Here is a 26836-nt window from a genome sequence, read left to right as displayed (position 1 = left end):
TGATCACCGCAGGACTAGCCGGTAAGGCGGAGTTTGAAAGCTCGCCTCTACGGGCGTAGAAGTCGTGATAACCTCATTCCCAATGGAATAGCTTGATCGAAACGGTCAAGGCCAAATTCCAACACTAAACCAGCAAGAGATCACAGACATTGCTGAGATAATGAGCTCCAATAGGGGCTCATCAATCAATACTTCCAGTACTTAAAAAAACTAAAAACGTGATCTTGATCATTTAAGCTAAACTGCTAATATAACCACATCGAATTACATATATTAAATAGTTATATAAATGTTATTTATTGAGCACTTGTATAACGAAAAAACAAACAACAAGACGAGTGCCCTTATGAGTCAAGTAGCCCATTTAAGCCAGATCTACCTAGATGCTAACGCCACAACACCTGTACTTCCCCAAGCTGCACAAGCTGCATTGAAAGCGATGGAAGAATTGTTTGGTAATCCAAGTAGCAGCCATATCACAGGTCTTCAAGCCAAGAACTTGATGGAGCAAACCAGACAGCGAGCTAAGGTATTACTGGGGACTGGCCAAGGTAAACTCATCTTCACCAGTGGCGCTACCGAAGGGATTCAAACCGGTATTCTGTCTGCTCTTATAAAGGCCAGAGAAAATATCGAACCAGGAAAACAATACACAATTCTTTATGGTGCCACCGAGCACAAAGCCGTACCAAACTCACTGGAACATTGGAATAGTATCTTAGGCCTCAATGCCGAGATTAAATCCATTCCCGTCGATTCATTAGGTAACTTAGATCTAGAATTCATCGCACGCGAAGTCCCTAATGCCTTGATGATCTGTACCATGGCCGTCAATAACGAAACCGGTGTATATCAAGATCTCAAGCGGCTCGAACAGACGATTCGTAGTCACAACACCGATATATTCTGGATGGTTGATTGCGTTCAGGCTCTGGGGAAGCGTCCGCTAAAGCTGAGCGAAACCAGTATCGACTACGCCCCATTTAGCGGCCACAAACTCTATGCCCCCAAAGGCATTGGTTTCATCTATATTCGCGACTCTGCTCCTTTCACTCCCTTTATCGCAGGTGGCGGTCAGGAGGGCGGATTACGTTCAGGCACAGAAAACCTACCTGGACTTGCCGCCCTCAATGTGATCTTCGAAATGCTGCTCGACCATGACAACTCCTGTTTTTCGACTGCTGAGAAACTTGAACAATACAGACAACAACTGGTATTGAGTCTTACTGCGGCTTTCCCTGAGATCGTATTTAATCACAGCTTCGAAAACAGTGTAGCCACTACGCTTAACTTCGCCGTTCCAGGATTTAGCAGCAAGGAGCTCATGGATCTCTTCGATGCCGCTAATATTCGTGTCAGCTCAGGCTCGGCTTGTAGCTCTAAGGTCACCCGCAGTTTCGTACTCGATGCCATGTGCTTACCCGCCTGGCAGAGTGAGTCGGCGATTCGCCTCTCTTTTGGTCCAGCTATGACTCAAACCGAGGTTGACGCCGCCTGTGACAGAATTCAACTTGCCGCCAGCGCCTTAACCCACAGTTGCCTGATGTTAGATGACACTCAATTAAACGATGATAAGGCCCCTCTCGATGGTTTAGTACAACTCAGAGGCGGAGCAAGTTGCACCTGGATTTACGCTGATCTGAAAACGAAACAGGCACTGATTATCGATCCACTGCCCGAGCTAGAGAAACGTATCAATACTCTGCTCGAATGCCAGCAACTCTCGCCAATCGCCATTATCGATACCCATGGTCATGCTGATCATATCTCGGGCCGCGTCGCCTTGGCCGAGAAGCACCTCAAGCATCAAAAATGTGATCACTTAGGTTGGCCTGAGGCGAGTGAAAAAATACAGCTTGATGACACAGAACTCGATATGATTAAACTAGGTGAACTATCTCTTTTAAAAGTCGCCTCACCGGGTCATACCGATGACAGCATCAGCCTCTTGTTAACATCTGACATCACTAAGCTCAAAAGCTCGACCCGATTCGCCTTCTGTGGTGATACCGTACTAATGGGAAGCTTGGGCAGAACCAACTTCAAGTCCAGTAGTTCAAATAAAATGTTCCACAGCTTAAAACAACTCGAACAGTTAATCGGCCCCAACACCTTACTTTGTGCCAGCCATGACTATAACAACGAGTTTACCACCAGCTTGATGGCCGAAGTGACACGTAACTCTTTGCTCGATGATGTGCTTAAAGGCCAAGTCACCGAGAGCCAGTTTGTCAGTAGAAAAGCAAACTTAGACGCAAACCTTAATGATGAAGTTGGCACCGAGATCATGTGCGGCGCCTATACGTCCGATTGCCATAAATTGGCCATCAAGGAGTACGACGCTTCCAGTCTTAAGCTAGAACTCGGGCAGTCAAACAAGATCAAATTAGTGGATATCCGTGAGCCTCACGAATACGCGCTGCAGCACTCCCTCGGCATGGATACTGTAGAAACAAGCAAGAGTATTAATGTGCCTATGACACGCTTAGTACAATTTATTCAAGAGCATCAAGCCGATAAAAGCAACGAGTGGGTATTAGTGTGCCGCAGTGGCAGTCGCTCACTCGTAGTTGCCCAAGCCATGCAAAGATTAGGGTTTAGTAATATCGCCCATCTCAAGGGCGGTTACGCCTTGAGTAGCTAACCTCTGGCTTAACTTAAAATGAACAGGCGAATCGATGATCGATTCGCCTTTTTTCTACCTTTTGTCCCGTGTCCCGTCCTGAAATAGGTTGCCCCTCATTCCTTATTCCCTATCACAGCACTTGCTTCGTTAGAGTCGATAGGAATTCCAGTGAAAGTGATTCAAATAGCGATAATTCAATGACTTTTTACTTTAATAGCTGCGCGCACTGCTCTGGCTTAACTCTTACATGTTTAGCCTCAGGCTTTTTGGTCTTATCTGTAGGCTGCTTCACTCCAGATAGTTGCCTCTTCCACCAACCGATATCTTCACAGCCGCTACCGGGTCTTGGAGGCTGCTGATTTCGACACAGGCTATCACCGAGCGGGCAATGCAGACGCACATGCATATGGAAGGAATGCCCCCACCAGGGGCGCACCTTATTGAGCCAGCTATACTCTTTCGATTTAGTGCTTCCAGAGAGAGAAACTTGCAAGCTTCTCCTACATAATTCTTGTTTAATCACCGGATTAACGAAAATACGGGCCACCTTAGGGTCTAAGGCCGCCAGCCTAATCATCTCGGCATGCGCTTCTTGCCAGTTATCATTGAGTTTAAATGCCCCTTGATTGACGACATCCAACTCCTCGGGAGACTCTCTGCGCGCTAAGGTTTGCATCTGAGCGGCGCGCCTAAACCAGATATCTACATCCAGGCCGATCTGATGGCTGGCATGGCCCGAGGTGAATGTCCCGCCCCTGGGCATGGAGATATCACCAATCAATAAACCGTCACCTTCTGACTGGTTTAACTGCTTAGCGAATTCTTGCACAAAAGAGATAAGTTCGGGGTGGCCATAGTAGCGATTTCTTGAAGTACGAATAACCTGATAGCCCTCCCCTTCTAATGGCAAGGCATCGGCTCCAGCGAGACAACCATTGGCATAGGAGCCAATGGCCAAACTGCCAATTTTAGTAACGGATAACACCTCACCATCAGGCTGATCATTTGTTACCGGATAAGGCGTCTTCATCTCGCTCCACACATTGGCAATGGCTTGCAGCGGGATAAACAGTAGTAATAACTGGAAGAATATCAGCCATCTTTTTTTCATAAATCCCCCCTGAATATCAGTCCTCTTCAGGTAAGCCAACATGCATGTTACCTGCCTTATAATCGATAGTTATCACAAAGTGTTTTAAGACATCATAGCCTAAAAGCCCTTTAACATTTTTCCCTTTAAAACGTGTCATAGATCCACGGCTAGTAGAAGCAATATTGGTTTTCTGGCCCTCTTCAGGTACCGACATTTTTACATCTTCTAAGGTAAAAGGACCGAACTGTACCTCAGGCAATATGAATGCATCCTTTTGCCCTGAACCCAGTACACCTGAACTTGAAATCTTGTCTAGTTCAAACTCTTCTAGCCAGCCCTGACTCTCAGCTGTGCTACGTTTCAGAAAAATCCCCCCATTGTTGCCAGTATCCATAATCAGCCAGGTCTCTTTCTCACCATTAAGCTTGACCTTCACTATTGGCTGCCTAGTCCCTTTATCCATCCGCATTTCGATGTTTTCAAGCTTAGCTAAGTCAACTTCGTCACGCATAAACAATCGCATGCGGTTATTGGGGTAATCAAACTGAAAAATAAAGTTTCGTAAAAACGAGCCTCCCAACAGCAAGGCATTTTCATAATGCCCCAAACGCACTGACGCTAACTTATCCATCTCGATATCGGCACCCAGCAGATTGACCTCCACATTACTGTATCGCTGACGCTTCTCCTCACCATAAACACCACGAACTATGATCTTGTCCGACTTATCTAACTCCAATTCATGTCTGTTGATAAAGCTTTGGTTTATGGCATTTCCCTGGGCACCGGTATCAAGAATTGCACGGCCCTCATAACCCTCAATAGTGACAGGCAAAGTAATATGGCCGTTAACTAATTCAAAGTCGACCCATTCGGTGACGGCATAAGAGCTGGGAGTAAACAGAGAGATCGCTAAGAACAGAGAGGTAATAAAGCAGAAAGGTGGTTTTACTTGCATCAATACATATCCTTGTATTTTATTGTGAAGTTTAAGTCCATTTAAACAATAAGCAGACTCAATTGAGCTTGTATTGAATCAATTATTCAACAACAGGTCAATGTCAGCAGTTTGATCTTTATTCAAAAAAGCGCGGCGTCCTGCCGCGCGTACTAAATCGACTTGTTTGAAGGGAAATATTGAAAATGATCAGGTTAGACAGTGCTTGAATAACACAATAAGTCCATTACTTCCCTACTGTTTAGCGCTCTTTACAGAGGTAAATAAGCAAGTGAACGTAGCCAATATAAGATGCGACGGCAGACTAACGCTACGCATCTCATTTCTTCCACGAGAAAGAAGACCCTCCTTGTCGACTAAAAATTACAAGCTAATTAAAATATAACTAATTGTTAATTTTGAGTTTCCTCTTTCCGGTATATCCAGCGATACAGGGTCGGCAAGACCAGTAGCGTCAGTGCAGTGGAGCTAAACAAGCCACCTATAATCACCACAGCTAAGGGCTGCTGAATTTCACTGCCTACGCCGGATGAAATCAAGATAGGAATAAGACCTAACGCCGAGGTCAATGCCGTCATTAATACCGGACGCAAGCGCCCTACCGTGCCTTCATAGACCGAATCATAGAGGCTTTCCCCTTGGCCGAGAGTCCCGGTAGCTTCTCGTAATGCCTGTTGGCGTCTCTGGTTAATCGAATCCACCAGCACCACACCGTTAAGTACGGCGACACCGAACAAGGTGATAAAGCCGATGGAGCTTGGAACCGAAAGGTAAGTTCCGCTGATAAACAGGGCAACCACACCACCAATTAAGGCCAATGGCACGTTTGCCATGATGAGGGCGACTTGCTTGAGTGAACCAAACGAGAAGAAGAGTAACAGGGCTATCAGACCAATAGAGATAGGCACGACTAGCATGAGTTTTTGCTGAGCTCTTTGCTGATTCTCATATTGGCCTCCGACGACCACAGTATAACCCGCTGGTAATTTAGCCTGTGGAATGACGGCATATATATCTTTTACCACTGAGCCCATGTCGCGACCTGAGACGTTGGCCTGCACCACAACCCGGCGCTGCACATCGTCACGACGAATGTTTGGCGGCGCCATCTCGACTTCGACACTGGCCACTTCGCCTAAACGTACGGTGGCACCGTTTACGCCGTTAAGGAGAAGATCTCTCAGGGCATCAGGCGAGCTACGATATTGCTCGGCGAGACGCACATTGATGTCGTATCTGGCATTGCCATCGATCACTTGTCCGGCGCTTACACCACCTATACCTTGGCTAACCAGGCTCATGACCTCATCGACACTGATACCATAACGCGCCAGTACATCACGCTTAGGTCTCACCACGAGCTGAGCCTCACCACTGACCTGCTCCAGTGACACATCCACTGCACCCGGGATTTTTGATACCAGATCCGAGAGTCTCTCTCCGCTGGCTGATAACACGTCTAAATCCGGGCCGAAAATCTTAATCGCCAGCTGAGCTTTGACGCCCGATAGCAGTTCATCGACTCGGGTGGCAATGGGCTGTGAGAAGGTGAATAGCAAGCCAGGGAAGACACTGATTTTCTCCTCCATCAACTTCTGCAGCTCGACTCGGCTCGAAGCCGACTGCCACTCTTCGACAGGCTTGAGGCCAATATAGATCTCAATATTACTCACGGGCTCAGGATCGCCGCCTAGCTCGGGGGCACCGATACGACTCAAGGCATATTCCACCTCGGGGAACTCGAGTAACAGCTTTTCTATCTTAGGCGCGACATCGATTGAGGTCTGTATGCTCGCCGTCGGTGCTAAGGTGATCCTCAGGTTAATCGTGCCCTCTTCAAGTTCAGGTACGAACTCTGTGCCTAAGCGCGGCAACAAGGACATGCTCAACACAAATAATGTCACTGCTGTGATAACCACTGTCTTAGGACGCGCCATGGTTAACGTCAACAAGCGACGATACACAGACTCGATTGGCTTAAGCACCGCACTTTCTCTGAGGGTAATACCACGCTTAAACAGGTAAACCGCCAGAGCCGGTACGGCAACGAGTGCTACCACTAAGGCCGACAACATGGCTAATATGATACTCACAGCCATGGGCTGAAACAGCTTACCTTCGACGCCTTCCAGGGCAAACAGAGGCGCAAATACCACTATGATGATGGCTGTTGCGAAGAAGATAGGACTACAGACTTCCTTAGCCGCCAGCATGACACGCATGCCGATGGCTGCAGATGTTTCGCTATGGGCCGGTGTCCCAGCGCCATCTTCGTCGGCATGATAAGGGTCAGCCTCACCATCTGCACGAATACGGGCATCATTAAGATGTTGTCTATCGGGTTGGGTCAGATGCTTGAAAATGTTCTCAACCATTACCACAGAGCCATCCACCAGCATACCGATAGCCACCGCCAGTCCACCTAAGGACATCAGGTTGGCCGACATGCCGAAATATGACATCACCATCAGCGCCAGGCCGATAGAAACCGGAATAGACAATAACACCAACATGGTGGCGCGAATGTTGACTAAGAACAACGCCAAGATCACCACGATAAACACGAATGCCATCAAGAGGGCATCACGCACTGTGGTCACCGCCTGATCAACCAGATCCGCCTGATCGTAGAACACCTCGAAGGTGACACCATCGGGAAGCGCCTGCTCAACCAGTGAAGTTCTGGCATTGATATCATCTATGGTTGCCTTAGTGTTAGCCCCCATACGTTTGAGGATTACCCCGGCAACGACTTCACCCAGATCTTGAGGATTACCCGCCTCGTCACGACGAGTCATGGTCACCGCGCCGACACGAATTTCACTGCCATAATCCACATTAGCGATATCACTAACCCTGACAGGAGTTCCCGCCACTTCGGTCAAGGGGATCTGAGCAATGGCCTTGAGCCCTGCATCACCCGAAGGCAAGAGACCATAACCACGAACAACCAGTTGCTCCTGACCTTGCTCCATAAACCAGCCACCTGCGTTACGGTTATTGCTCTCCAACGCTGTGGTCACTTGTTCCATATTTAGGCCATAACTGCGCAGCTTATTCGGATCGATCTGCACCTGATATTGACGCACATCACCACCGAATGAGAGCACATCGGTCACGCCACCAACAGGCATCATGATGAGCTTGACCAAATAGTCGTTGAGGCTACGTAGTTCAGCAGCATCTATGCCTGAGCCGGGTTCGGCCCGAAGAATATATTGATAAATCTGACCTAAACCTGAGGTGTTCGGACCGATTTCAGGCACACCGATACCATCAGGGATCATCTCTCTGGCCGCCTGCAGCTGCTCGAACACCTGCTGACGGGCAAAATAGATATCCGTTCCTTCGGCAAATACCACAGTCACCAGCGACAGACCAGTACGGGATAGTGAACGCACCTCAGTCACAGCAGGCAAGGCATACATGGCCGACTCGACCGGATAACTGATTAACTTCTCAACTTCTTCTGCCGCTAAACCCTCGGCCTCGGTGTTTACGGTAACTTGTACGTTGGTAACATCCGGAAAAGCATCCAGATTCAATTTAGGTAACATGGCCACACTGGCTATCGCAACAGCAATAAGCGCCAGCACCACCATTAGTCGGTTGCGGATCGCAACCTCAATAAGTCTCTGCAACATAAGAGAGTTCCTTAACTTTTAAGAGAGTGTGGTTATTAGTGGTTGTGGATATCGAAGCCGGACTTAGCCAGCTCAGAGGCCAGGAAAAAGGCTCCGGATACCACCACATTACTGCCTGGCGTCAAGCCACGAACTAAGTTCATGCCGCGCTGACGCTCAACCACTTCGACCTCTACCGCTTCGAAGCCATCTTCATCCTGAATAAATACCTGCCAATCGCCATCTCCGCCGCGAGTCAGGGCCGCGTCGGGCAATATAACTCCACCTTGTAGCGCATTAGGTAAGTAAAGCTCGGCAAACTGGCCGGCATGGATCACATGGCCTGGATTTTCCAAACTCAACAAGATCTGCTCGGTTCGAGTCACACTATTAAGTTCATGGGAGCGGCCGATGATCTTGGCTTTGAAGCTTCTGTCACCAACACGTACTAAGGCTTCACTGCCGACACTGATGTTTTCAGACTGAGCCGGAGTAACCTGAGCCTCGACCCAGAGATGTGATTCGTCGGTGAGCTGCATCAGTGCGGTACCAGAAGTGATCACTTGGCCTAACATGGCGAGATCTTGCTGCACACGGCCATTGATCGGGGCTAATAACTGATAGCTACCGATACTGCCTGGATTTGATTCTAATTTGGCGATCTGCGCCGATGTCATCTTCATCGCATCTAAGATTGCACGCTTAAGCTCAGCATCTACCTGAGCCTGCAGGCGGCGACTGGCACTGACGGTACTCTTGCCCATCCGCTTAACCCGGCTCCACTCGGCCGCTGCATTAATATAATCGGCCTGAGCCTGAGCAACTGCCACACCACCAAGCGTTAATAAGGGATCGCCCTTACTCACTTCCTGACCCGGAACCACATGACGTTCTAATACTCGTACATCGAGTTGAGGCGCCAAGGTCATTGTTCTGTCTCTGTCTACAACCAGAGTCGCCGTGGCAACCGCCTCTAAGCTAAATATCTCCTCGGATAGTTGCGTCACCTCTACACCTGCAAGGGCTTGCTGTTCAGCCGTTAGCTTAAGGGCATGCTCCTCGCCACTCTCCTTACCAACTTGGGTTTCTGCACCATGACCATCACTTTTAGCTGGTATCTCAGCTGTTTCAGTCGTTTCTGCGCCGTGATCATGACCTTCTCCGGCAAATGCCGTTGAGGGGATCGCGGCAGCCGCAGTCAAGGTCATTAAAAATGCAAAGCTCATGGCTCTGGCAAGAGCACTCAGATGAAATGGTGCTACAGCTTGATTTTGCTTATTCATATCCATGCCAATGTTCTTAAATCTGTTGTTAAATCTGTTGTTAATCGTGTTCATAATTCGCGTTCCCATCTGAATTAGTACTTAGCCGAAGAGGCGTTTTGCCCTGAGCCAGAGTGATTAGTCACTGATAATCTTGGTAACTGATCATTTAAATATGCTTCCAGCTGACCACTGGCTCCCATCCAATCGAGCCAGCTGGTATACAGGGCTGTCTCCAGAGACAAACCAACAAGGTAACTGGTAGACAGTTGACGCTGGCTTTGAAGGTAAACGCTGGTATCTATGTCACCGGCGCGCCATTGCTGCGCCAGACCCGATGCGGCCTCGTGACCGGAATTAAGCACCAGATCACGCCATTCTTGATAACGCTCGGTTAGTCTGGGCATGCTCAAATAAAACTTCTTCTGTTGCTGCTTGAGCACTCGCTCTTGCGCCAGATAGGTTTGCTCTGCAATGGCAATCTCCTGACTCGCCACCGCTAAAGTATCGCTGTAGTTATTACGGATCTGCAGCGGAATTGATAATCCTACGCCGACCTTGTTTTCCTCGCCTTCACGTTCGGCGCTAAGGCTGATGGTTGGATCGGCTGATGTATCGGCTTTAACTTGCTCGGCGTTGAGCTTGGTCAGCATAACGGCTTGATAAGCACTCTTTAATGCGGGAAGTTCCGGGTCTATCTGCCTCGATATGTTTGGCAGGCTCAATGAACCGATAAACCCACTGAAAGCCATTTCACTCTCACCTAATAGCATCAAGACATTAGTATCCGCTGTGATCGAGTCCTGCTCGGCCATAGCATACTCGGCGGCGCGGCTGGCCACATCCAACTGTACTAACTGCAAGGCAACCGATGAAAGGTCTCCCACCTGTAACTGCTGTCTGGCAATATCCAGAGAGCGCTTAGACGAGGCAAGCTGTTGCTGTTGAAAGTCCAGGGCCTTACGGCTCTGGGATTGCTCTACTAGCGCCTGAATCACGCTTGCCAGCATCTGACTTCGCTCTAAGGTGATATCTGCAAGTAACCTTTCGGATTGAAGTTGAGCGATACGGGTGGCGGCGCCGCGCTTATCACCCCAGTCTATGGTCTGACTGATATCTAAGGTGTAAGTATCCTCGGTGGCATTTTGATAGCTCACGCCCAGCTCTGGATTATAGATGGCTTGATCTGCCGCCTTGATGCTGAGCTCTGCCTGACTACGTCTGGCTTCTTGAGCAGCTACCTCAGGCAGAGCATTGAAGGTTTGCATCAAGTCAGGCAACCAAGTCTTGAAGCCTGTTTGATTGCTTTGAGTAAGCCAAGCTTCACTGCTATTGAGCGTGCTGTCCGCTGCTACCGAATCTAGGTTAGCAGCCTGAACAGATGTTGCGCCACCGGTTAAATAGGCTAATAACAGACTGGCTATTATGGTCTTTTTCATTGTATATCCTATCCCTAAAGCCATCTCTTTCAGCAAAAGCTGTACTGCAAATCAAGCCCAATCTCAATGTCATTACGGACAGATGATTGCAGCCTGATACTTGCAGGTCTAATAGAAGGTTTTGGGGTTAAATCATCTCTAAGATCGTTTGGGCAAATGGCCTAAAGATCCAGTTAACGTTAGTCATGATTTCTACTTGCGATAGATAGCATTATGCGACTATCAGCAAGTATAGGAGTTATACGATAGGAGGGCGGTAATCGGGTAGAGACTCTGGAGGTAAGTAACTGCTAACCATGGCGACGAACTCATCGCTTAACGGAACTGAAGGTTCGCTGGTTCCACTGGTCATCACGGTGGCATGTCCACCATGGCACTGGCAGTCTAAACAGAGATCGAAAAGCTTAGTCTCAGTCTTGCTGATTTGATGACTATGAATCTCAGTTGCTGAAGGCAGTTCCTCATAGAGAGAAGCCGCTTCAAATGAAGAACCTAAATTTGCTGCTAAATAATCGTTTGACACCAATTCACCATCGGCGAAGGAGCTGTCACAGCTATTCGTTTGCGCTGCATTTTGACTAGCATGCTCTGAATCACTATAGCCTAAGTCGTTATACGCGGTGCACTGCTCTAACGCTAATGTCGTGACTTGGGCAGTAAATTGCAAATGAGGATGGTTTGCAGGTTCTTCGTCATGACTACCAAGATGCAACTGATGCTCACCCATGTTGCCACCTGCAAACTGCAGAAGCACAACGGCGATCATCGCTATGGCGATCTTGTGAGTGAATTGACGAAAGTTATGCTGCAAAGAAAACCTTATTGATTCAAAAGAACTTAAATTAAGAGCTCGGAACTAATAGCTCATAACAAAGAGTTAGGAACTAGCTTCTAATCCTCTGACCCAGATTATAATCGAAAGTTCAAAACTGACAATACTTAATACCCAAGTGTTTTTGTAAAGTATTGTCAGAATCAAATTTTTACAGTCTAGCGATTATTCAAACACACTGTGATTTAAATAATCACCATTAAAATACGCAATGCTTGGCGTAGTCGGCCGCTTCGTTAGCGGTCCAGTCACCCTTGTCTTTCTCACTCATCTGCTTACACCACTGTTCGCTACCGACTTCTGGCGCACAACCAGATAGGCCAATAACAAACATAGACGCTAAGGCAAGTGAACCTAATTTGAGCACGTTATTGTTGATATACGACATTCTTTTTCCTTAAAAAATCCATAAACTGCAGATATAATACAAGCAATCAGCTCGAGACCCAAGTTGCTAAACTAATAACCAATATTTACCACTTTAATATTGGCAAACTAGATCATTTGTCCCGATATCAAAGCGACGAGAAGTAAAGCGATTAAACAGGCAGTGGGCAACTCAGTTTAGCCGTGATCCACTCGATAGCTTGAGGCTTGTCATCCAGAGAAAACCAAGCAACTTCACTCTGCATAAAGGGACCCAACAAGCGTACGGCATTACCGAACCAATCGGGTCCACCAACCAACACCAGAGCATCGAATCTTGGTAGCTGGATTTCCCCCACCCCAGATATAGAATCACTCTCCCACCCCTCTAACAACACATCGGCTTCGATATAGAGGCAAACCTTGCCCGACTCGGCACTATATTCCTCGATAATGGGAACGATTGTCTCACAATAGTCCTGGGTCGAGAGTCGCCCACTGGCAAATAAACTGATCACGCCTTTGGTAATATCGGCGATTTGACATAACATAGATGAGCTCCGCTTCCATCTGCTAGCTAATAATGAGCGAAAGGGTTACAACCTCTTCATTCATCCCAATAGGATACCTGTTTGAGGTCTTAGACCAAATCGGCACCCAACAACTCAATCGACAAAGGGTAATACAAAACCCGAATCAAAGGCCATGATAAAAATCACTAACCGTGTACTTCTTCAAGAAAATGAACTCGAATGGCAATTTATCCGCTCCAGTGGTGCCGGCGGACAGCACCTGAATAAGGTCTCTACCGCCGCTCAGTTAATTTTTGATATACGTAAATCATCCCTGCCGGAACTTTATCAACAAAGGTTACTCGTCAAGGCCGATCATCGCATCACTAAAAGCGGTAAAATCATCATCAAGTGTCAGGCTAGTCGTAGCCAAGATGCCAATCGTCAGACCGCATTAGCCCAATTTATTGAACTGGTCGCCAGTGTGGGCCACACACCGAAAAAACGCATTGCCACTAAGCCCACCAGAGGCAGTCAACGCCGACGTGTCGATGCTAAGAAACAGAAAGGCGCGACTAAAGCGCTAAGACGCAATAAGTCAGATTATTAAAAAATCTTAGGGTTTGGAGCTAAGACGATGGCCTTCGGCCTGTCGCTGCGCGGACGGCTTCGCCTATTAGACGGACTGCGTCCTGAATTGTCTGTAGGAGGGGCTTTAGCCCCGATGTTCAGAGGTTGGTTCCCTCGTGTAGGAGGGTCTTTAGGCCCGATGGATTATGGTATTGGTTCTCTCGCGGCTAAAGCCGCTCCTACGAGGGTGCTTTAGCCCCGAGGCTTATAGGTTCATTCTCTCCCGGCTAAAGCCGGTCCTACAACACAGTCCCACCAGCACAGCATCATCTTAGCCCTACTTCGGCCTATTTTCGTCGAAAATGCAGTCAAATGTCGACATCTTCGCTAACTTCTGTTGAAATCAAACGATTCATCTTATCCGTGGTTTATACCCCTTGGTATAGCGACGAGTCATCTGTATTTCAAAGGATTTTGACATGAGCAGCAAAGCAAAGGTCTTATTAATTAACGGCCCTAACCTTAACCTTCTGGGTCGACGTGAACCGGGCCACTATGGCGTGAGGACCTTAAATCAGATAGTTAAAGACCTCACGGATGAGTCAAATGTAGCTGGTATAGTGCTTGAGCATATTCAATCTAATGCCGAGCATGAACTCATCGATGCCATTCATAACACGGATGCCGACTTTATCATCATCAACCCGGCGGCATTCACTCATACCAGCGTCGCGATTCGAGATGCGATATTAGGCGTCGCCATTCCTTTTATCGAAGTTCACCTATCTAATGTTCATGCCCGAGAGCCTTTCCGTCATCACTCATATTTCTCAGATAAGGCCATAGGCGTGATCTGTGGTTTGGGCGCCGAGGGTTATCACTTCGCCCTGCAATCAGCGATTACACGATTACATGCGAAGACGGCTGAACATTAAAGCGGTTTTCGACTTAAGTGTTCCAGATGGATTTTCAAGTATAGTTTTACAGAAAAGCTTTTAAGGTAAGAAGTTATGGATATTCGAAAAATAAAGAAGCTGATTGAGCTGGTTCAAGAGTCCGGCATTGCTGAGCTCGAGGTCACTGAAGGCGAAGAGTCGGTACGCATCTGCCGCCAAAGACCTGCTGAGGTTAATACGCCGCAACAGGTTTACACTGTGAGTAATCACTCACCACAAGCTAATGCCAACACTGCTCACCCTCAGGTTAATACTGCCCTAGCAAGCTCAACAACAAGTGATGAGATACTTGAGCCTAACGAAAATACGGTTATCTCACCTATGGTGGGCACCTTCTATCTATCTCCTGCTCCAGAAGCTGATCCCTTGTCTGAAATCGGACAAAGAGTCGAGAAAGGGCAAGCCGTTTGCATCATAGAGGCGATGAAGATGATGAACCAGATAGAGGCTCATCGTAGCGGCATAATCAAGGCTATATTAGTTGATAATGGCGACGCCGTCGGCTTCGATCAGCCCTTGATCATTATTGAAGATCAATAAGACCAGTTGCGAGTAGCAAGTAGCAAGTAGCAAGTAGCAAGTAGCAAAAAGTTAACCAAGATTTAAGCACTAACAAAAGAGGAGTAGCCATAGATGGATCTGCCAGTTGTGCGACCAATCAAGCGCGTGCTCATCGCCAATCGCGGTGAGATAGCACTGAGAATTCAGCGTGCCTGCTCTCAACTTGGTATAGAAACTGTCGCCGCCTACTCCAATGCAGATAAAGACCTGCTGCACGTGCAACAAGCCAATGTAAAGTTATGCATAGGCAAGCCTGCAGCGAGTGAGAGTTATCTCAAGATTGCCGCTATACTCGCCGCGGCATCGGCCGCCAAGGTTGACGCCATACATCCAGGCTATGGTTTTTTGTCAGAAAACGCCGACTTTGCCGAGCAAGTGGAAGCCTGCGGCTTTAACTTCATCGGCCCGACAGCGGCAGTGATCCGATTGATGGGCGATAAAGTCTCAGCCATCTCGGAAATGAAGAAAGCCGGAGTTCCTACAGTACCGGGCTCAGATGGCATGCTTTCAAATGATGCACAGCTCAACAAGCGGATTGCCAACAAAATAGGCTATCCGGTGATCATTAAGGCCACTGCGGGAGGCGGCGGCCGTGGTATGCAGGTAATTTGCAATGAGAGTGAACTCATCCAAACCATAGAGCTGACTCAGGCCGAAGCCAAAGCCGCCTTTGCAAACGGCGATGTCTATATGGAGAAGTATCTACAAACACCACGCCATATCGAGATTCAAGTGCTGTCAGATGGTCAAGGGAATGCCATTCACCTAGGAGAACGAGACTGCTCCATGCAACGCAGACATCAGAAAGTCATAGAGGAAGCTCCAGCCTTGGGTATAGACTCAGACACCCGTCGTGAGATTGGCGCCTTATGTGCTAAAGCCTGTGTCGATATCGGTTATCGCGGCGCAGGTACCTTCGAGTTTCTCTATGAGGCGGGACGATTTTATTTTATCGAGATGAATACCCGCATTCAAGTAGAGCACCCCGTCACTGAGATGGTCACTGGCGTCGATCTGATCCAGGCCCAGCTGGAGATCGCGGCGGGTAAACCACTTTCAATTAAACAAGAAGATATCTTGCTCAGCGGCCACAGCATAGAGTGCCGTATCAATGCCGAAGATCCACAAACCTTTATCCCCTCACCCGGCACAGTGACAGCATTTCACGCACCCGGCGGCATTGGCGTTCGTTGGGATTCTCACCTCTACACAGGCTACACAGTCCCACCCTATTACGATTCTATGATTGGGAAACTGATCACTTGGGGGTCAACACGAAACCAAGCCATAGCCCGCATGCAGACCGCACTCGATGAGCTAGTTATCGAGGGCATATCAACGAATGTGCCTCTGCTACAGCGAATACTCGAAGATGAAGGGTTTAAAAAGGGCGGGCAGTCGATACATTATTTAGAAGAGAAGGTGCTAGGGAGGAAAGATTAGGCCTGAAGGCTTAATAAGAGGGGCTGAGGTGCTAGGTTAGAGCTTTAATCTTTTTACGGTCAGAGTGTAATATACTCCTCCCCAAAAGAATGCTAAAGACCAGTATATAAGACACCCCCAATAACCACGCCACTCTAAAAAAGAATAAGTAGAGTAAATAGACTGAGCAACTAAAAATAATGTTAGTAGACCAAAAGCTAAATTATTTTTTGAAAATAATAAAATTTCTTTAAAGGGAAAATTCAATATAAATAAAATGATTCCTAAAGCGCCCAGCCACCATAATTTAGTAAATAGAGCAATCAAGAGTATAGGTAAAGCGCTGAGTACTCCTCCTCACATCCCCATATCACCGTATAAATTTCTTTGACTTTCGTTGTACATAAATAGAGGTTCTAGTCACCCATTGTTAATCAATAACATATCTAGTCTGCAACCACTTATCAATGAGTTATTAACCGAAAAACAGTCGATTAAGCCAATAGCATATTCGAAGTCAATGAAGCTAATGGGCTACACCCATTAATTTTAACTAGAAAACATCACAGTCCCAGTGAGTTTTTAAATATCTATGATAAAAGTAAGCCCAAAAACAGCAACAAACTAGATATAGAAAATACAAAAAGAACGATTCAAAAAAAAGAAATCCCAAGGTATATAAAATAGTCAGAATAAACATAAATAAACTAAACCAAAAAAAACCTTTGTATGCATTACACATATAAATAATATTATTAAATGGAAAAGCAAGAGCTATAAAAAAATGCAGCCTAATGTTAACAACCAATGACCTTGACTCATAAACATTACTGGCAATATCCACGCTAGCATACTAAAAGTAACAAGCTTCATTTCATGATATAGACTTACTTTAAAAGGATAGATTTTCACTAGTAATTACCCATTTATTTAGTTCATCTGCATAAACAGCAGCACTAGCTCCCCATGAGGAGATTTCTATTACACCTTTTATCACTACGAAAAGAGGTCTTAAAGGAGCCTGAGGTAATTAGCGACTTCCATCTATAAAGCACACTCATTGTCTACGATCTTGAGCCAAGCTTGGTTCGCATGATGAGGTGTAACTATCGAGTTCGATGAGCCCTCGAAGTATGATGCCGTGATAGCGGGCTTTAATCAGCTGATAATCCATGGAAGGGGCAAAATAATAAGTGACATCTTCTGCGCCCGTTTGCTCAACTGGGATCAAGGTTAACTCGCCCCAAGGCTCTATACTGGCTGTCAGCGTATCCTGAACATAGAATTGATACGACTCTATGTCATCAGAAGCTTGTCTGATTAAGGCGAATTGCTTGCGTCCTCGAAGCAAGTATTCACGGATTTGAATCAACAAGGTGTCCACATCTCGCAGAGGAATATCTTCTGATGCATAGGTATCTATGTCGCCATCAATATCCACCCGAGACTCACGACCATGATGATCAAAAGTAACCTGCATGTCTCGAGAGCGAAACCCCGTCACTTTTTGATGAAAATTATCGGTTAGCCATTCATTGGTGGTACTCGACCAAGATAACTCTGCCCGCTGACGATACTGAGTGCCAATACCTAAAATACTGGCTTCACTTTTTGACGTAACGACCGCGGTGTTTCCCTGCCAAGTCTCAGTTCTGTTCATTGTGCCAGTATATATACCACTCAGATAAATAGAGTAGTTTGACGTGCGGCTGCACTGCTCATGTTCATGTTCATGTTGTTCATTGGCAAAGGCTGTATTGGTTAATGTTCCAAGTAATAAAGTTAGCCCTAAAACTCGCACTAAAACTGGTGTTAGAGCTGATACTGACAAAAAAGTGTGCCCAATGGCACACAAACTAGTAGTGATTGAGACGGACCTGCTTAAGACTGAATACGTCATCATCTAAGTAAACTCTTTATACTCTTCATACATCCCATAACGGTCGCAGTGTTAGCCATGCTTAAAAGACTTCATTCACATTAAGGTAGAAGTTGGTTTCATTTTCACCAACGCCCACGTCAAAACGTAAATTAATATTGTCTTTGATGTTAAAACGGAAACCTGTTCCGTAGGAGGTTAATAACTCCTCGGTCAGATCGCTTACGTGGGGTGCCACGCTACCTACCGCGCCCCAAAATACCATGCCATAACGTTGGAATATGGGTAAGCGATATTCAACTTGTCCCATCATCATCTGCTCATCACGATAACGACCTTTGATATATCCGCGCATGGCATTAGAGCCGCCAAGGTCTGGCAACATATTCCAAGGCACATCGCCATCGGTAAAATGTCCCTGCACTTGCCATGCGATGAGTCCTGGTGCAGAGCTGCCTAGGTCAATATAGTTAGCTAACTCAATATTATAAGTCGAAAACGAAGAAGACTGGTTGTTTTGATATAAGCCGGCATCAACTTGAAATAACCAACCCTTAGTGGCATTTAATCGATAATCTCGTGAATCATAGATACTGGTGATCACGACGCCTGAACTAAAGTTATTCGGTAAAATATCAGCTGAATCCACAGGCGTTTCGGTTTCTACTAACTCTAACTTTCCTGCACTTGCATAAATCAAGTCGGCACCGACACCGATAAAATAATTGTCAGCCACTTCAGTCATCCAACGAGGCTTGAAACTATATAACTGCTCTTCAAACTCATGATGATTACTGTCTAGATCACCTTGTTCGATGCCTTGACCATAATAAACTGAGGCTTCATTGTGTAACTCTAATTCCAGCAATAATCGTTGCTTGCCTTGGTTGAAAAACGTCATATTTTCAACTTCGACACCATAAGAGTTATTCATCGAGACAAACGAATTTAACACTAACGATGATGGCTGCTCTTCAGGCGATGCATTGTCGGTTTTATATAATCCGACCATCAATAAGCCCACACCAAATTTTTTCTCAGGCGTGTAATAAGCCGTTGGTAAATAACTCATATCAATGGCTTTAGTCTCATCAAACTCACCATCGGCACCAAAAACTGACAAAATGTCATCAACCCATGTCGGCTCCATATCTTCTGGAGTTTCAAATAAAGGTTCAACGGCAATGGCCGCATTAGAAAAAATAAACAGGGATAACAGTAAAATCCGTTTCATAAAAACTCTAATCAATGATGGGAATAAGGGAGGCGCTAAACGACCTTTTTAGCTGTCATTTGACATGCCGAGCGCATTTTAACACGACATCAATTTTGAACAATTAATTTGTTCAAGCTTAGGTATTAATGCTTATCACCCGGCGGTACGGCCTGTTTCAGACTCAGTGGTTCACAGTCAGTCTGATACAGGCAACCCATTATTCCCCAGTCACTTACAGCTATTATTCAACCGATTAAACCAAAGTCATGCTTTAAAGAGTTATTTTATTTCGACAAAAATAGGATTTGAATAGAACCAAAGATCATCATAATTACGTTGATTAATCTTGTTATACCAAGCTTGAGTCTCACCTTCGTCTGCCTGAGGGTATGACTCTGACTTAAGAGGATCGCCTTTATGCGTTAACCCTTCTTCATTGTAATCCAGGTTGGTCCCTCTTAAACGATAGTATTGATCGCCACTTGCGACGAAGCTGTAACTCATAGCATAGAAACCTTCATCATCAAGGTCCCAATCTTGGGCAACAAATGTCTTCACGACCTTAGTACTGTCATTGGTTTCTTTATAGTACTCACTAGTATCAGGCAGAGCTTTCTCGCCAACATTACCCGCAATCAGATCGATATGATGAATACCGGGATTTAACCCGTTAAAGCTTTCATCCCCTATATCTTGCTCCTTGTTGTTAGTTTCAGGGCTTTTGAAACGAATTTTAATCGTAATCATCTCACCTGAATTGGCAGCAAGTACTCCCCCCATATGCTCGGCATCGCTCGAGCCTTGCATAGTAAAATCAAGTTCATTGATTAGATCCCCAAATACTGCAAATGTTTTGCCTGTTCTTAAACCATCCACAATACCTTGAGCACTCGTCTCTTCAGCATAGGTATAGTTCTTGGCATATTCACCGGGAAAATAACTACTGGCATATGGCTCTCGCACTTTGAAATGAATATCGGAATTACCAACATTCCAAATTCGCCGCCCTTCACCCAGTAAGGCATCCCACCAACCTCCAACTTCAGCAACAACAGGATCGACACCGCCGTAAACACCACTGCTTGTTCCTGCATAATCACCACGATTACCGCTAAACTGACCGCCCACCATGCCTTCAACCAGAAAAAACACATCTGGCGCTGCATCATGTAACTCTCTGACATCCGAGATGCTATAGCTGGTTAAATAACGCCTTGGGTGGTTTAACATGCCATAGCTGCTTGTAGGGAAATGTTCCTGCAGCCAAGCAAGCGCATTTATAGCATCTTGATGGGTTTGATTTTGCCTCACCAATCCTTGTGCATTCCAATTGGCCACATCGGCAGGATCAAAATCTTCAATACTGTTTTGATAACTAAACAGATATTCGAAAGTCTTAATCGCTTCCAAAGACTCAGCAGAGTTTATTTCATCGCCTAGTATCCCGATATTAAAATGTTCATGGGTAGGCATATCCCACTCGAATGTTGATAACACGGTTTTCTCTGGATAGAGGCTAGCTTGAAGCTCAGCGACGCCTGGAATTTCATAGTGAACTAAGGCATCGAAAAATAAGATCCCACCAAGGTCGTTATCATCATTATCTTGACTGCTGTCGCGCATATGATTTGAAAGCGCAACATAGTCCATGTTGAAAGTATCGAAAGACCATTTTAAAACATCACTCAATGTTTCTCTGGCATCGGATGAGATTGCAGTATGTACATGTAGATCTCCTTTGACCCATTGACCTTTTTTCTCTTCAGGTGTCGTCTCTGAAGAGTCAGAAGAACAAGCGGCCAAGGCTAAAGCAGCGAGACTCATAGTAATGATAGGTATACTTTTTGAAAACACAGTAAACTCCACAGATATCAAATAACAGAGCTGCGTATGCTATAGACTGGTTATGTCACTGAAGTTTCCAAACTGAATCACTTTGTATCTATTCGACTAACTTGCTCTATTACCAGCAATTTATTTTTAACTGCCCCCTCTAAGTATTTCCATCACCTAAGCACTGCGCTGCAATGGCTCATCATCCAGATATTTAGCAAGGTCTACATGGTTGATCTGAGCGGCATCGAGGAACTTGTGGGCGTATTCGAGATAGATCCCACTCGTTAAAAACAGCTTAAATAGATCCATATCGAGATGCTCGTCCAATGCCATCTTGTGAAGAATATCGATAGCGACACTGAGCGGTTTGGCCTTCTTATAGGGCCTGTCGGCCGCGGTGAGCGCTTCGAAGATATCGGCCACCACCAGAATTCGCTCAGGAATGGAGAGGTCTTCAGCGCTGAGTCTACGGGGATACCCAGTTCCTTTTAACGTTTCATGATGAGTCGATGCGTATTTTGGGACTTTAGCTAACTCCGGCGGGAATGGCAGAGTTTCCAACATCTTGATGGTGCTGGTGACATGTTCGTTAATCTTGAACCTGTCTTCTGCGGTGAGCGTTCCTCGAGATATGGAAAGATTATACAGTTCACCGAGATTATATTGATGCTCAGGGATATCCATCTTGATACCAAATTTAGGGTCAAATTCCACCTTATTGATACGCTTGATGATATGTTCCGGCTTGTCTCTCAAGAGTCGCTCGGTAACTGGGTAACTCTCTGTTGACTGAACATCACTTAAGTTGAGCTCTTCGACAGGAGACAAACCGAGTCTATCATCGAAGTTCCTCTGCCAAGTGATTTCAGCAAGCTCGGCCAAACGGTCTTTATGCGCTTGGTCCATAAACTCCCCGCCCACGTTAGCATTGGCGATAAACTCAAAATCAACTTTAAGCTGCTCACGTTTATGTTCTAACTCGGCAGCCAATAGTTCTCTCGACTCAGTAGAAGATAGCCGCTTAAGATAATCGATTTCGGCGTCTCGCCATAACACTTCGAAACGCATACGCACTTCATGAATTCGATTATAGACAACTTCTAGCTTAGTGCCCTTATCGACGATAAATTCCGGGGTGGTGATCTTACCGCAATCATGTAACCAGGCCGCGATTCTGAACTCTCTGTGCTCATCGGCCGTTTTGAAGCCAAAGTCTTTAAAAGGAGCCAGATCAGATTGAGCGGCGGCATCGGCCAGCATTAAACCCAGCTCAGGGACGCGATTACAGTGCCCAGCCGTATAGGGAGATTTATCATCGATCGCCTGAGCGATCAGTTTGATAAACGACTCCATCAACTCTTTTTGATTACGTTCATGTAGCTGGATTGACTCGGACATGTCCCACATTGAGCTAGCCAGTTCATCAAGCTCGGCAATATTAGAGTCAACATTGGTGACTTCATCATAATGGCGGTTCTTGATTTTCTCATTTTCAATAGCAAGCAGCTTAATCGGGCGAATGATAGGTGATGCAAACACAGTAGAGATGGGAAGTAATAAGAATAAGCATAATACTGTGATAGCGATAGACTTCTGCACCTTGTCAGTGCTCGAGGCCAACAGGGTTTGGGTCGGCACTATGATGGCGAAGCGATCTTGTGTCTGTGAGTTATTGCCAAAAGGCGTTACAAACACAAATTGCTCTATGCCACCCAGTTCACGGCGAACCAGCTGATTGTGCAATAGCTTATCTTCACCAATATCGATAAGTGCTTCATAGGGGACAGCACCTTGAGTGGTTAGCTGGTGTTGAGTCCCTTCGGCAAACCATTTGGCTCTTAAGGCCGTTACCTGCTCAGGAGTGATATTTGCCAATGCCTTATCGATAATAGGGATCAACGACGCATTCTTGCCCTGCATGGCAATGTGTAATCCCGTTGGTGTCTGTACATCATCAAAACCGATATCTTCGTGATATTTCAGCTCATCGATGAAGAAACTCTTAGCCGTATAATGCAAGATAATACTGTTATCCAAGGCTGCAAATACCTCACCTTGCTCCACGGCACTCAATATTGCTTGGGTCGATGCCAGCTCGACTATTTCAACCTCAGGGAAATTAGCTTCAATAACAGGAATAATCGACCAACCCAAGGGAATAGCCAGCCGCTTACCACTCAGCTCTGACAATTCCTTTATCTGCTGCACATCGGGACGCGTCACTATGCCATATTTAAGGTCTAAAAATGGCGTACTAAACTCCCCCAAACTTTCATTTTTGGCCGTTATCATAATAGGCTGCAGCATATCCAACTCTTCGATCATGTAGCTGTCGACCAGTTCGTTCCAAGTAAAGCCATTGATAAACTGAACCTTCAGTCCTGTCATCTCGGCAACTAAGTTAACCACGTCAATACTATAGCCTTGGGGTTGACCTGATACAGCAAAATCGATCGGCGCCCAATCCGTTTCGTTAGAAACCAGCAAGGTTGGCGTATTGTCGATAAGTGCCTGTTGTTGCTGAGTCAAATTAAGCACTGCAGATTGAGGGATCTGGACTTGTATTTGCTGCTTCTGGTTAGAAGCAATTAGCTCACCACTAGGTTTGTAAAGATAGATTTCTGCTTGTGATTCTCCCGATTCATTCTCACTCTGACCAATAAGATATTCGTTCAGGGTAGATAGCGCGATATCGACGCCGAGAACCGCACCGGACTCGGATAATTTGATTGAATAGGTCTGCCCTGGGGATTGCAGGTGCCTGAAAAGATAAGGCTCAGTTTTAGATACATTCTTAGTGTTCGAGTCAATAAACCATAGTCTGCTGGTCGCATCATAATCACTGGGTTCTGTACGTGTCACTCGCGGCTTGAATTGCGAGTCTAAATAGGTCGTTTCTCTTACCCCTTCCCCCCCATCTTGCTTTATGGTTATCCTCACCCACCTGTCCATATGTGTGGCCTCTAGCTGCTTTCTAATAATGGGATGGGCATTTAAGTTAATCAACTCATAAAAGTCGCCGTCGGGCATACCAATATAGATAGCATAAAATAGGGGGTTGGTTCGCATCACTTGCGCAAACATCTGAATAGACTCTTGATTAAACTCATCATCAACGACTAAATTATCGAAACTCGAGAGTAATTGGGTAGTATTAGTGGCCTGACTATCCACTTGAGATAGATAACTGCTGACATTCTTAGAGGTAAGATTATAGAGTTTAAGCGCAGACTCGGTGACCATGGACTTGCTGAAATAATACTGTAGGCCTATCGCAATTACTGCGGTAACTACAGTGGCCAAAATGAATATTCCCACCACAGTGAAATGTATGGTGAAACGTTTACTCTTTTTGTTCGTTATCGATCCCATCGAAAACCCCAGCACATTCAATCCATGAAGGGTACTAGTGTATAAAAACCATACTGATAGTCAATAATGCATAACAACTAATTAACATTAATTTCAAGCAAGAAGCCATTGACTAGCTTGCGATACTTTCTACTTTGGCAAGACACGCTGTTTCTCCTTCACATGTCAGCGTCTCCAGATAGTTAATCAACTTAAAACAGAGTTCGATATATTGAATAGCTTCTACTTTACCTATCTCGTAACCTACCGCATGGGCCACCCGGTTTCTTAGTTGCCTAAGCTCACTGAACAGCTTTCCTTGCTTGGTATTGATGAGGCTCTCTTTGAGTAAGATACTCTCTATATGCTTATAGCGGGTATTAACATCCAGTTTGATATTAATTTTCTTGGCTCTAATCAGCGCCTCTGCTGCAACATCCACGGCCTCCCAAGACTCGATAACGGCCGAGTTAGGTAGATTGTTAGCCGAGGCAATGAGCAGAGACTTGCTGTCATATTTAAGTTCAGGAAAGGCGCCTTCTGCTTTCTGGACTATCGACTTTAACTCTTGGCCAAACTCCACTTCCAAATCTTTAAACTTGAGTTTTTTAGCCAGAGGAATCAACTTAGAAATTGGACGTTTAAGACTATATACACAAATGAGAATGACGGAAGGCCAAGCCAATTTATCAAAAAGCTGTATTACAAATTCCATCCAGTTCATTCCACGTACCCTCGTATATTCTGTTGCAATAGAGAGTAACAAGTTACACAAATGAAACATAGTGACTGCTACACTTGTCGGATAACAAGTTTCAAATATCTTTTTCTGATTGCTTCATTGGACTGGTTTGATACTTGGTAGTGTTCTGCTTACCAATATTGCATTGTTATCTACCGCCTGTCCGGCGAGGAATGTGCAAACACTTCTGTGAGTCGCTGCGAGTCCGTCCATGGAAGCTCTACTAAATCATCCCTGATTTAGAAGCTCACAGCCGCGTTCACACCTGCTATGGTTTCAAGAAAGTTATCGCTTCGATTTGAGTTTTACTGGCATGCAGTTCACTTTTGGACAGAAACCACTTAGAGTATTGATTCTAGTTAACCTGTATTGGATTAGAATAGTATCTGATTTTACTCTTCCCCCAAATAGCTAAAGACCCAGCTATTCACCACGGTGAATATGACGTAGTCATAAGCAATGAACGAGAGGCTGGGAGCCGAACTGGCTGTTAAACATGGATGTTGTTGGACATCGAGGCCACGGAGAAGAGCGAAATCTAAAGTCCTGTTCTCTAAACCTTAGTATTTTAAATCTTTGCGCTCTAAATCTTTACCTCCGTGTTCTCCGTGTAGCGCAGCGCTCCGTGGTGAGAACGCTGTTTGTTTTCGTTAAGTATCAAACCAAAGCTAATCCTCACGGCGGAGGAAAAAGGGCATGAGGCATGGAGTAGGATGAGGGAAAGGAATTAGTTCAGTTAAATTCTATGGGTGTCCACTTAACGTATTGTATAAAACCAATCTAGACAGTATTGCAATTGATTTTAAATCAATGCTTTACCCATATTTATCATTACTAGCTTTGACAGTGTTATGTGATGACGAGGCCTTCTTTTTATTATGGCTGGCTTGATAAATTCGTTTTACTTCGAAGACTTGTTGTAATGGTTAACTATGTCTTTATATGTAATGACTGTATCTTTAGTTAGCACCATTTCGCTTTCATCATAGCCAAATATATCATTTTCAGATGCAACATTACTCCAGTAATAAATGAATGGAGAAGATGAATTAAAGTTTATTTTCAGCTTACTTAAACTAGGAACAGACGAAAAGAAATCTAATTGTTTTACTAGATACTTTTCTCCAATTTTTATTGACACTTTGCCACCAACCCAGTTATGGCGATAACTTTGTGGTACAAAATCAACTGAGATATTGTGATTGAAAATGGAGCAAGTGAAGTTATGATTACCACCACTAATGCTATATATATTTTTATTAGCTAGGTTTTCGGAAATACTTTTTTTCTTCACGGGATTCGAATCGTGGAAGTTATTGGGCGACTCTATGGATAGCCTTTCAATTTGGAAAACACCTAGTTCAGTCAAGCATGTGTACTTAACAAAATGCTCATTCCATGAAGCGAATGACGAAGATGAATAAAATATTAAAATTGAAATTAATAAATACCGAAGCATGATAAAAATACTCTAACGCCCTGCTCTAGGGAATCCCCAGATAATTTCTTTTGTTTTCAAAAGCTAGACACACATGGTGCAATTTGATCTAATCAATTTCGCCAAAAACAAACCAGATAACAACACCATGCGC

At 45.4% G+C, this 26836-nt stretch carries 19 protein-coding genes; 5 read left to right on the top strand and 14 right to left on the bottom strand.

Features of this window, described 5'->3' with window-relative positions; translation table 11 throughout:
* The first annotated feature begins 346 nt into the window (after positions 1-346).
* A complete protein-coding gene (locus tag FS373_RS26850) occupies positions 347-2644 on the top strand; it encodes an aminotransferase class V-fold PLP-dependent enzyme (protein ID WP_152830984.1) in 2298 nt (765 codons plus the stop codon).
* A gap of 187 nt (positions 2645-2831) precedes the next feature.
* Here FS373_RS26850 and mepA read toward each other — a convergent pair whose 3' ends face one another.
* From mepA to FS373_RS26810, 8 genes are all read right to left on the bottom strand, one after another.
* Positions 2832-3737, bottom strand: a complete 906-nt coding sequence (gene mepA, locus FS373_RS26845; RefSeq protein ID WP_227993309.1) for a penicillin-insensitive murein endopeptidase — start codon at positions 3735-3737, stop codon at positions 2832-2834.
* A 16-nt stretch (positions 3738-3753) separates the two neighbouring features.
* Positions 3754-4677: a retroviral-like aspartic protease family protein gene (locus FS373_RS26840; protein WP_152830983.1), complete on the bottom strand. Its 924-nt coding sequence runs from the start codon at positions 4675-4677 to the stop codon at positions 3754-3756.
* 392 nt (positions 4678-5069) lie between these two features.
* A complete protein-coding gene (locus FS373_RS26835; RefSeq protein WP_144048186.1) occupies positions 5070-8321 on the bottom strand; it encodes an efflux RND transporter permease subunit in 3252 nt (1083 codons plus the stop codon).
* Between the two features lie 35 nt (positions 8322-8356).
* On the bottom strand, positions 8357-9637 hold the full coding sequence (locus FS373_RS26830; RefSeq protein WP_152830982.1) for an efflux RND transporter periplasmic adaptor subunit: 1281 nt from the start codon (positions 9635-9637) through the stop codon (positions 8357-8359).
* Between the two features lie 20 nt (positions 9638-9657).
* Positions 9658-11001: a TolC family protein gene (locus tag FS373_RS26825; RefSeq protein WP_152830981.1), complete on the bottom strand. Its 1344-nt coding sequence runs from the start codon at positions 10999-11001 to the stop codon at positions 9658-9660.
* A 238-nt stretch (positions 11002-11239) separates the two neighbouring features.
* Positions 11240-11812: a hypothetical protein gene (locus FS373_RS26820; RefSeq protein ID WP_227993308.1), complete on the bottom strand. Its 573-nt coding sequence runs from the start codon at positions 11810-11812 to the stop codon at positions 11240-11242.
* Positions 11813-12032: 220 nt separating this feature from the next.
* Positions 12033-12221: a DUF3012 domain-containing protein gene (locus tag FS373_RS26815; RefSeq protein ID WP_144048189.1), complete on the bottom strand. Its 189-nt coding sequence runs from the start codon at positions 12219-12221 to the stop codon at positions 12033-12035.
* Between the two features lie 151 nt (positions 12222-12372).
* Positions 12373-12750, bottom strand: a complete 378-nt coding sequence (locus FS373_RS26810; protein ID WP_144048190.1) for an STAS/SEC14 domain-containing protein — start codon at positions 12748-12750, stop codon at positions 12373-12375.
* Positions 12751-12904: 154 nt separating this feature from the next.
* Between FS373_RS26810 and arfB the strand changes: the two genes are divergently transcribed.
* The 4 genes from arfB to accC all read left to right on the top strand — a co-directional run bounded on the left by arfB (position 12905) and on the right by accC (position 16241).
* Positions 12905-13321, top strand: a complete 417-nt coding sequence (gene arfB / locus FS373_RS26805; protein WP_144048191.1) for an alternative ribosome rescue aminoacyl-tRNA hydrolase ArfB — start codon at positions 12905-12907, stop codon at positions 13319-13321.
* 439 nt (positions 13322-13760) lie between these two features.
* On the top strand, positions 13761-14216 hold the full coding sequence (gene aroQ, locus FS373_RS26800) for a type II 3-dehydroquinate dehydratase (RefSeq protein ID WP_144048192.1): 456 nt from the start codon (positions 13761-13763) through the stop codon (positions 14214-14216).
* A gap of 75 nt (positions 14217-14291) precedes the next feature.
* Positions 14292-14777: an acetyl-CoA carboxylase biotin carboxyl carrier protein gene (accB, locus tag FS373_RS26795; RefSeq protein WP_152830980.1), complete on the top strand. Its 486-nt coding sequence runs from the start codon at positions 14292-14294 to the stop codon at positions 14775-14777.
* Positions 14778-14870: 93 nt separating this feature from the next.
* Positions 14871-16241 carry an acetyl-CoA carboxylase biotin carboxylase subunit gene (accC, locus tag FS373_RS26790; RefSeq protein ID WP_152830979.1) on the top strand — a complete coding sequence of 457 codons (1371 nt, stop codon included), beginning with the start codon at positions 14871-14873 and terminating at the stop codon, positions 16239-16241.
* A gap of 1036 nt (positions 16242-17277) precedes the next feature.
* On the opposite strand, the gene FS373_RS26785 is transcribed toward accC, so the two are convergent.
* The 6 genes from FS373_RS26785 to FS373_RS26760 form a co-directional block, all read right to left on the bottom strand.
* Complete coding sequence (locus FS373_RS26785; protein ID WP_194165943.1) at positions 17278-18123, bottom strand: hypothetical protein; 846 nt, start codon at positions 18121-18123, stop codon at positions 17278-17280.
* A gap of 58 nt (positions 18124-18181) precedes the next feature.
* Positions 18182-19333, bottom strand: coding sequence for a BamA/TamA family outer membrane protein (locus FS373_RS26780; protein ID WP_144048196.1), 1152 nt, complete (start codon positions 19331-19333; stop codon positions 18182-18184).
* A 261-nt stretch (positions 19334-19594) separates the two neighbouring features.
* A complete protein-coding gene (locus FS373_RS26775; RefSeq protein ID WP_229381017.1) occupies positions 19595-21169 on the bottom strand; it encodes a hypothetical protein in 1575 nt (524 codons plus the stop codon).
* A gap of 156 nt (positions 21170-21325) precedes the next feature.
* The gene (locus tag FS373_RS26770) at positions 21326-24523 is read right to left on the bottom strand and encodes an HD domain-containing phosphohydrolase (protein ID WP_152830978.1); all 3198 of its coding nucleotides are present in this window, start codon (positions 24521-24523) and stop codon (positions 21326-21328) included.
* 112 nt (positions 24524-24635) lie between these two features.
* The gene (locus FS373_RS26765) at positions 24636-25217 is read right to left on the bottom strand and encodes a hypothetical protein (protein ID WP_227993307.1); all 582 of its coding nucleotides are present in this window, start codon (positions 25215-25217) and stop codon (positions 24636-24638) included.
* Positions 25218-26145: 928 nt separating this feature from the next.
* Positions 26146-26538: a hypothetical protein gene (locus FS373_RS26760; protein ID WP_152830976.1), complete on the bottom strand. Its 393-nt coding sequence runs from the start codon at positions 26536-26538 to the stop codon at positions 26146-26148.
* Positions 26539-26836 lie beyond the last annotated feature (298 nt).

Source organism: Shewanella sp. YLB-07 (assembly GCF_009377275.1).
This window is presented reverse-complemented; position numbering and strand designations above follow the sequence as displayed.

Coding starts and splice junctions, on each gene's coding strand:
- FS373_RS26825 (WP_152830981.1), bottom strand. CDS start 11,001: ATGAAAAAGACCATAATAGCCAGTCTGTTATTAGCCTATTTAACCGGT.
- arfB (WP_144048191.1), top strand. CDS start 12,905: ATGATAAAAATCACTAACCGTGTACTTCTTCAAGAAAATGAACTCGAA.
- FS373_RS26850 (WP_152830984.1), top strand. CDS start 347: ATGAGTCAAGTAGCCCATTTAAGCCAGATCTACCTAGATGCTAACGCC.
- aroQ (WP_144048192.1), top strand. CDS start 13,761: ATGAGCAGCAAAGCAAAGGTCTTATTAATTAACGGCCCTAACCTTAAC.
- mepA (WP_227993309.1), bottom strand. CDS start 3,737: ATGAAAAAAAGATGGCTGATATTCTTCCAGTTATTACTACTGTTTATC.
- FS373_RS26765 (WP_227993307.1), bottom strand. CDS start 25,217: ATGGAATTTGTAATACAGCTTTTTGATAAATTGGCTTGGCCTTCCGTC.
- FS373_RS26830 (WP_152830982.1), bottom strand. CDS start 9,637: ATGAACACGATTAACAACAGATTTAACAACAGATTTAAGAACATTGGC.
- FS373_RS26810 (WP_144048190.1), bottom strand. CDS start 12,750: ATGTTATGTCAAATCGCCGATATTACCAAAGGCGTGATCAGTTTATTT.
- FS373_RS26770 (WP_152830978.1), bottom strand. CDS start 24,523: ATGGGATCGATAACGAACAAAAAGAGTAAACGTTTCACCATACATTTC.
- FS373_RS26840 (WP_152830983.1), bottom strand. CDS start 4,677: ATGCAAGTAAAACCACCTTTCTGCTTTATTACCTCTCTGTTCTTAGCG.
- FS373_RS26785 (WP_194165943.1), bottom strand. CDS start 18,123: ATGATGACGTATTCAGTCTTAAGCAGGTCCGTCTCAATCACTACTAGT.
- accC (WP_152830979.1), top strand. CDS start 14,871: ATGGATCTGCCAGTTGTGCGACCAATCAAGCGCGTGCTCATCGCCAAT.
- FS373_RS26780 (WP_144048196.1), bottom strand. CDS start 19,333: ATGAAACGGATTTTACTGTTATCCCTGTTTATTTTTTCTAATGCGGCC.
- FS373_RS26835 (WP_144048186.1), bottom strand. CDS start 8,321: ATGTTGCAGAGACTTATTGAGGTTGCGATCCGCAACCGACTAATGGTG.
- accB (WP_152830980.1), top strand. CDS start 14,292: ATGGATATTCGAAAAATAAAGAAGCTGATTGAGCTGGTTCAAGAGTCC.
- FS373_RS26815 (WP_144048189.1), bottom strand. CDS start 12,221: ATGTCGTATATCAACAATAACGTGCTCAAATTAGGTTCACTTGCCTTA.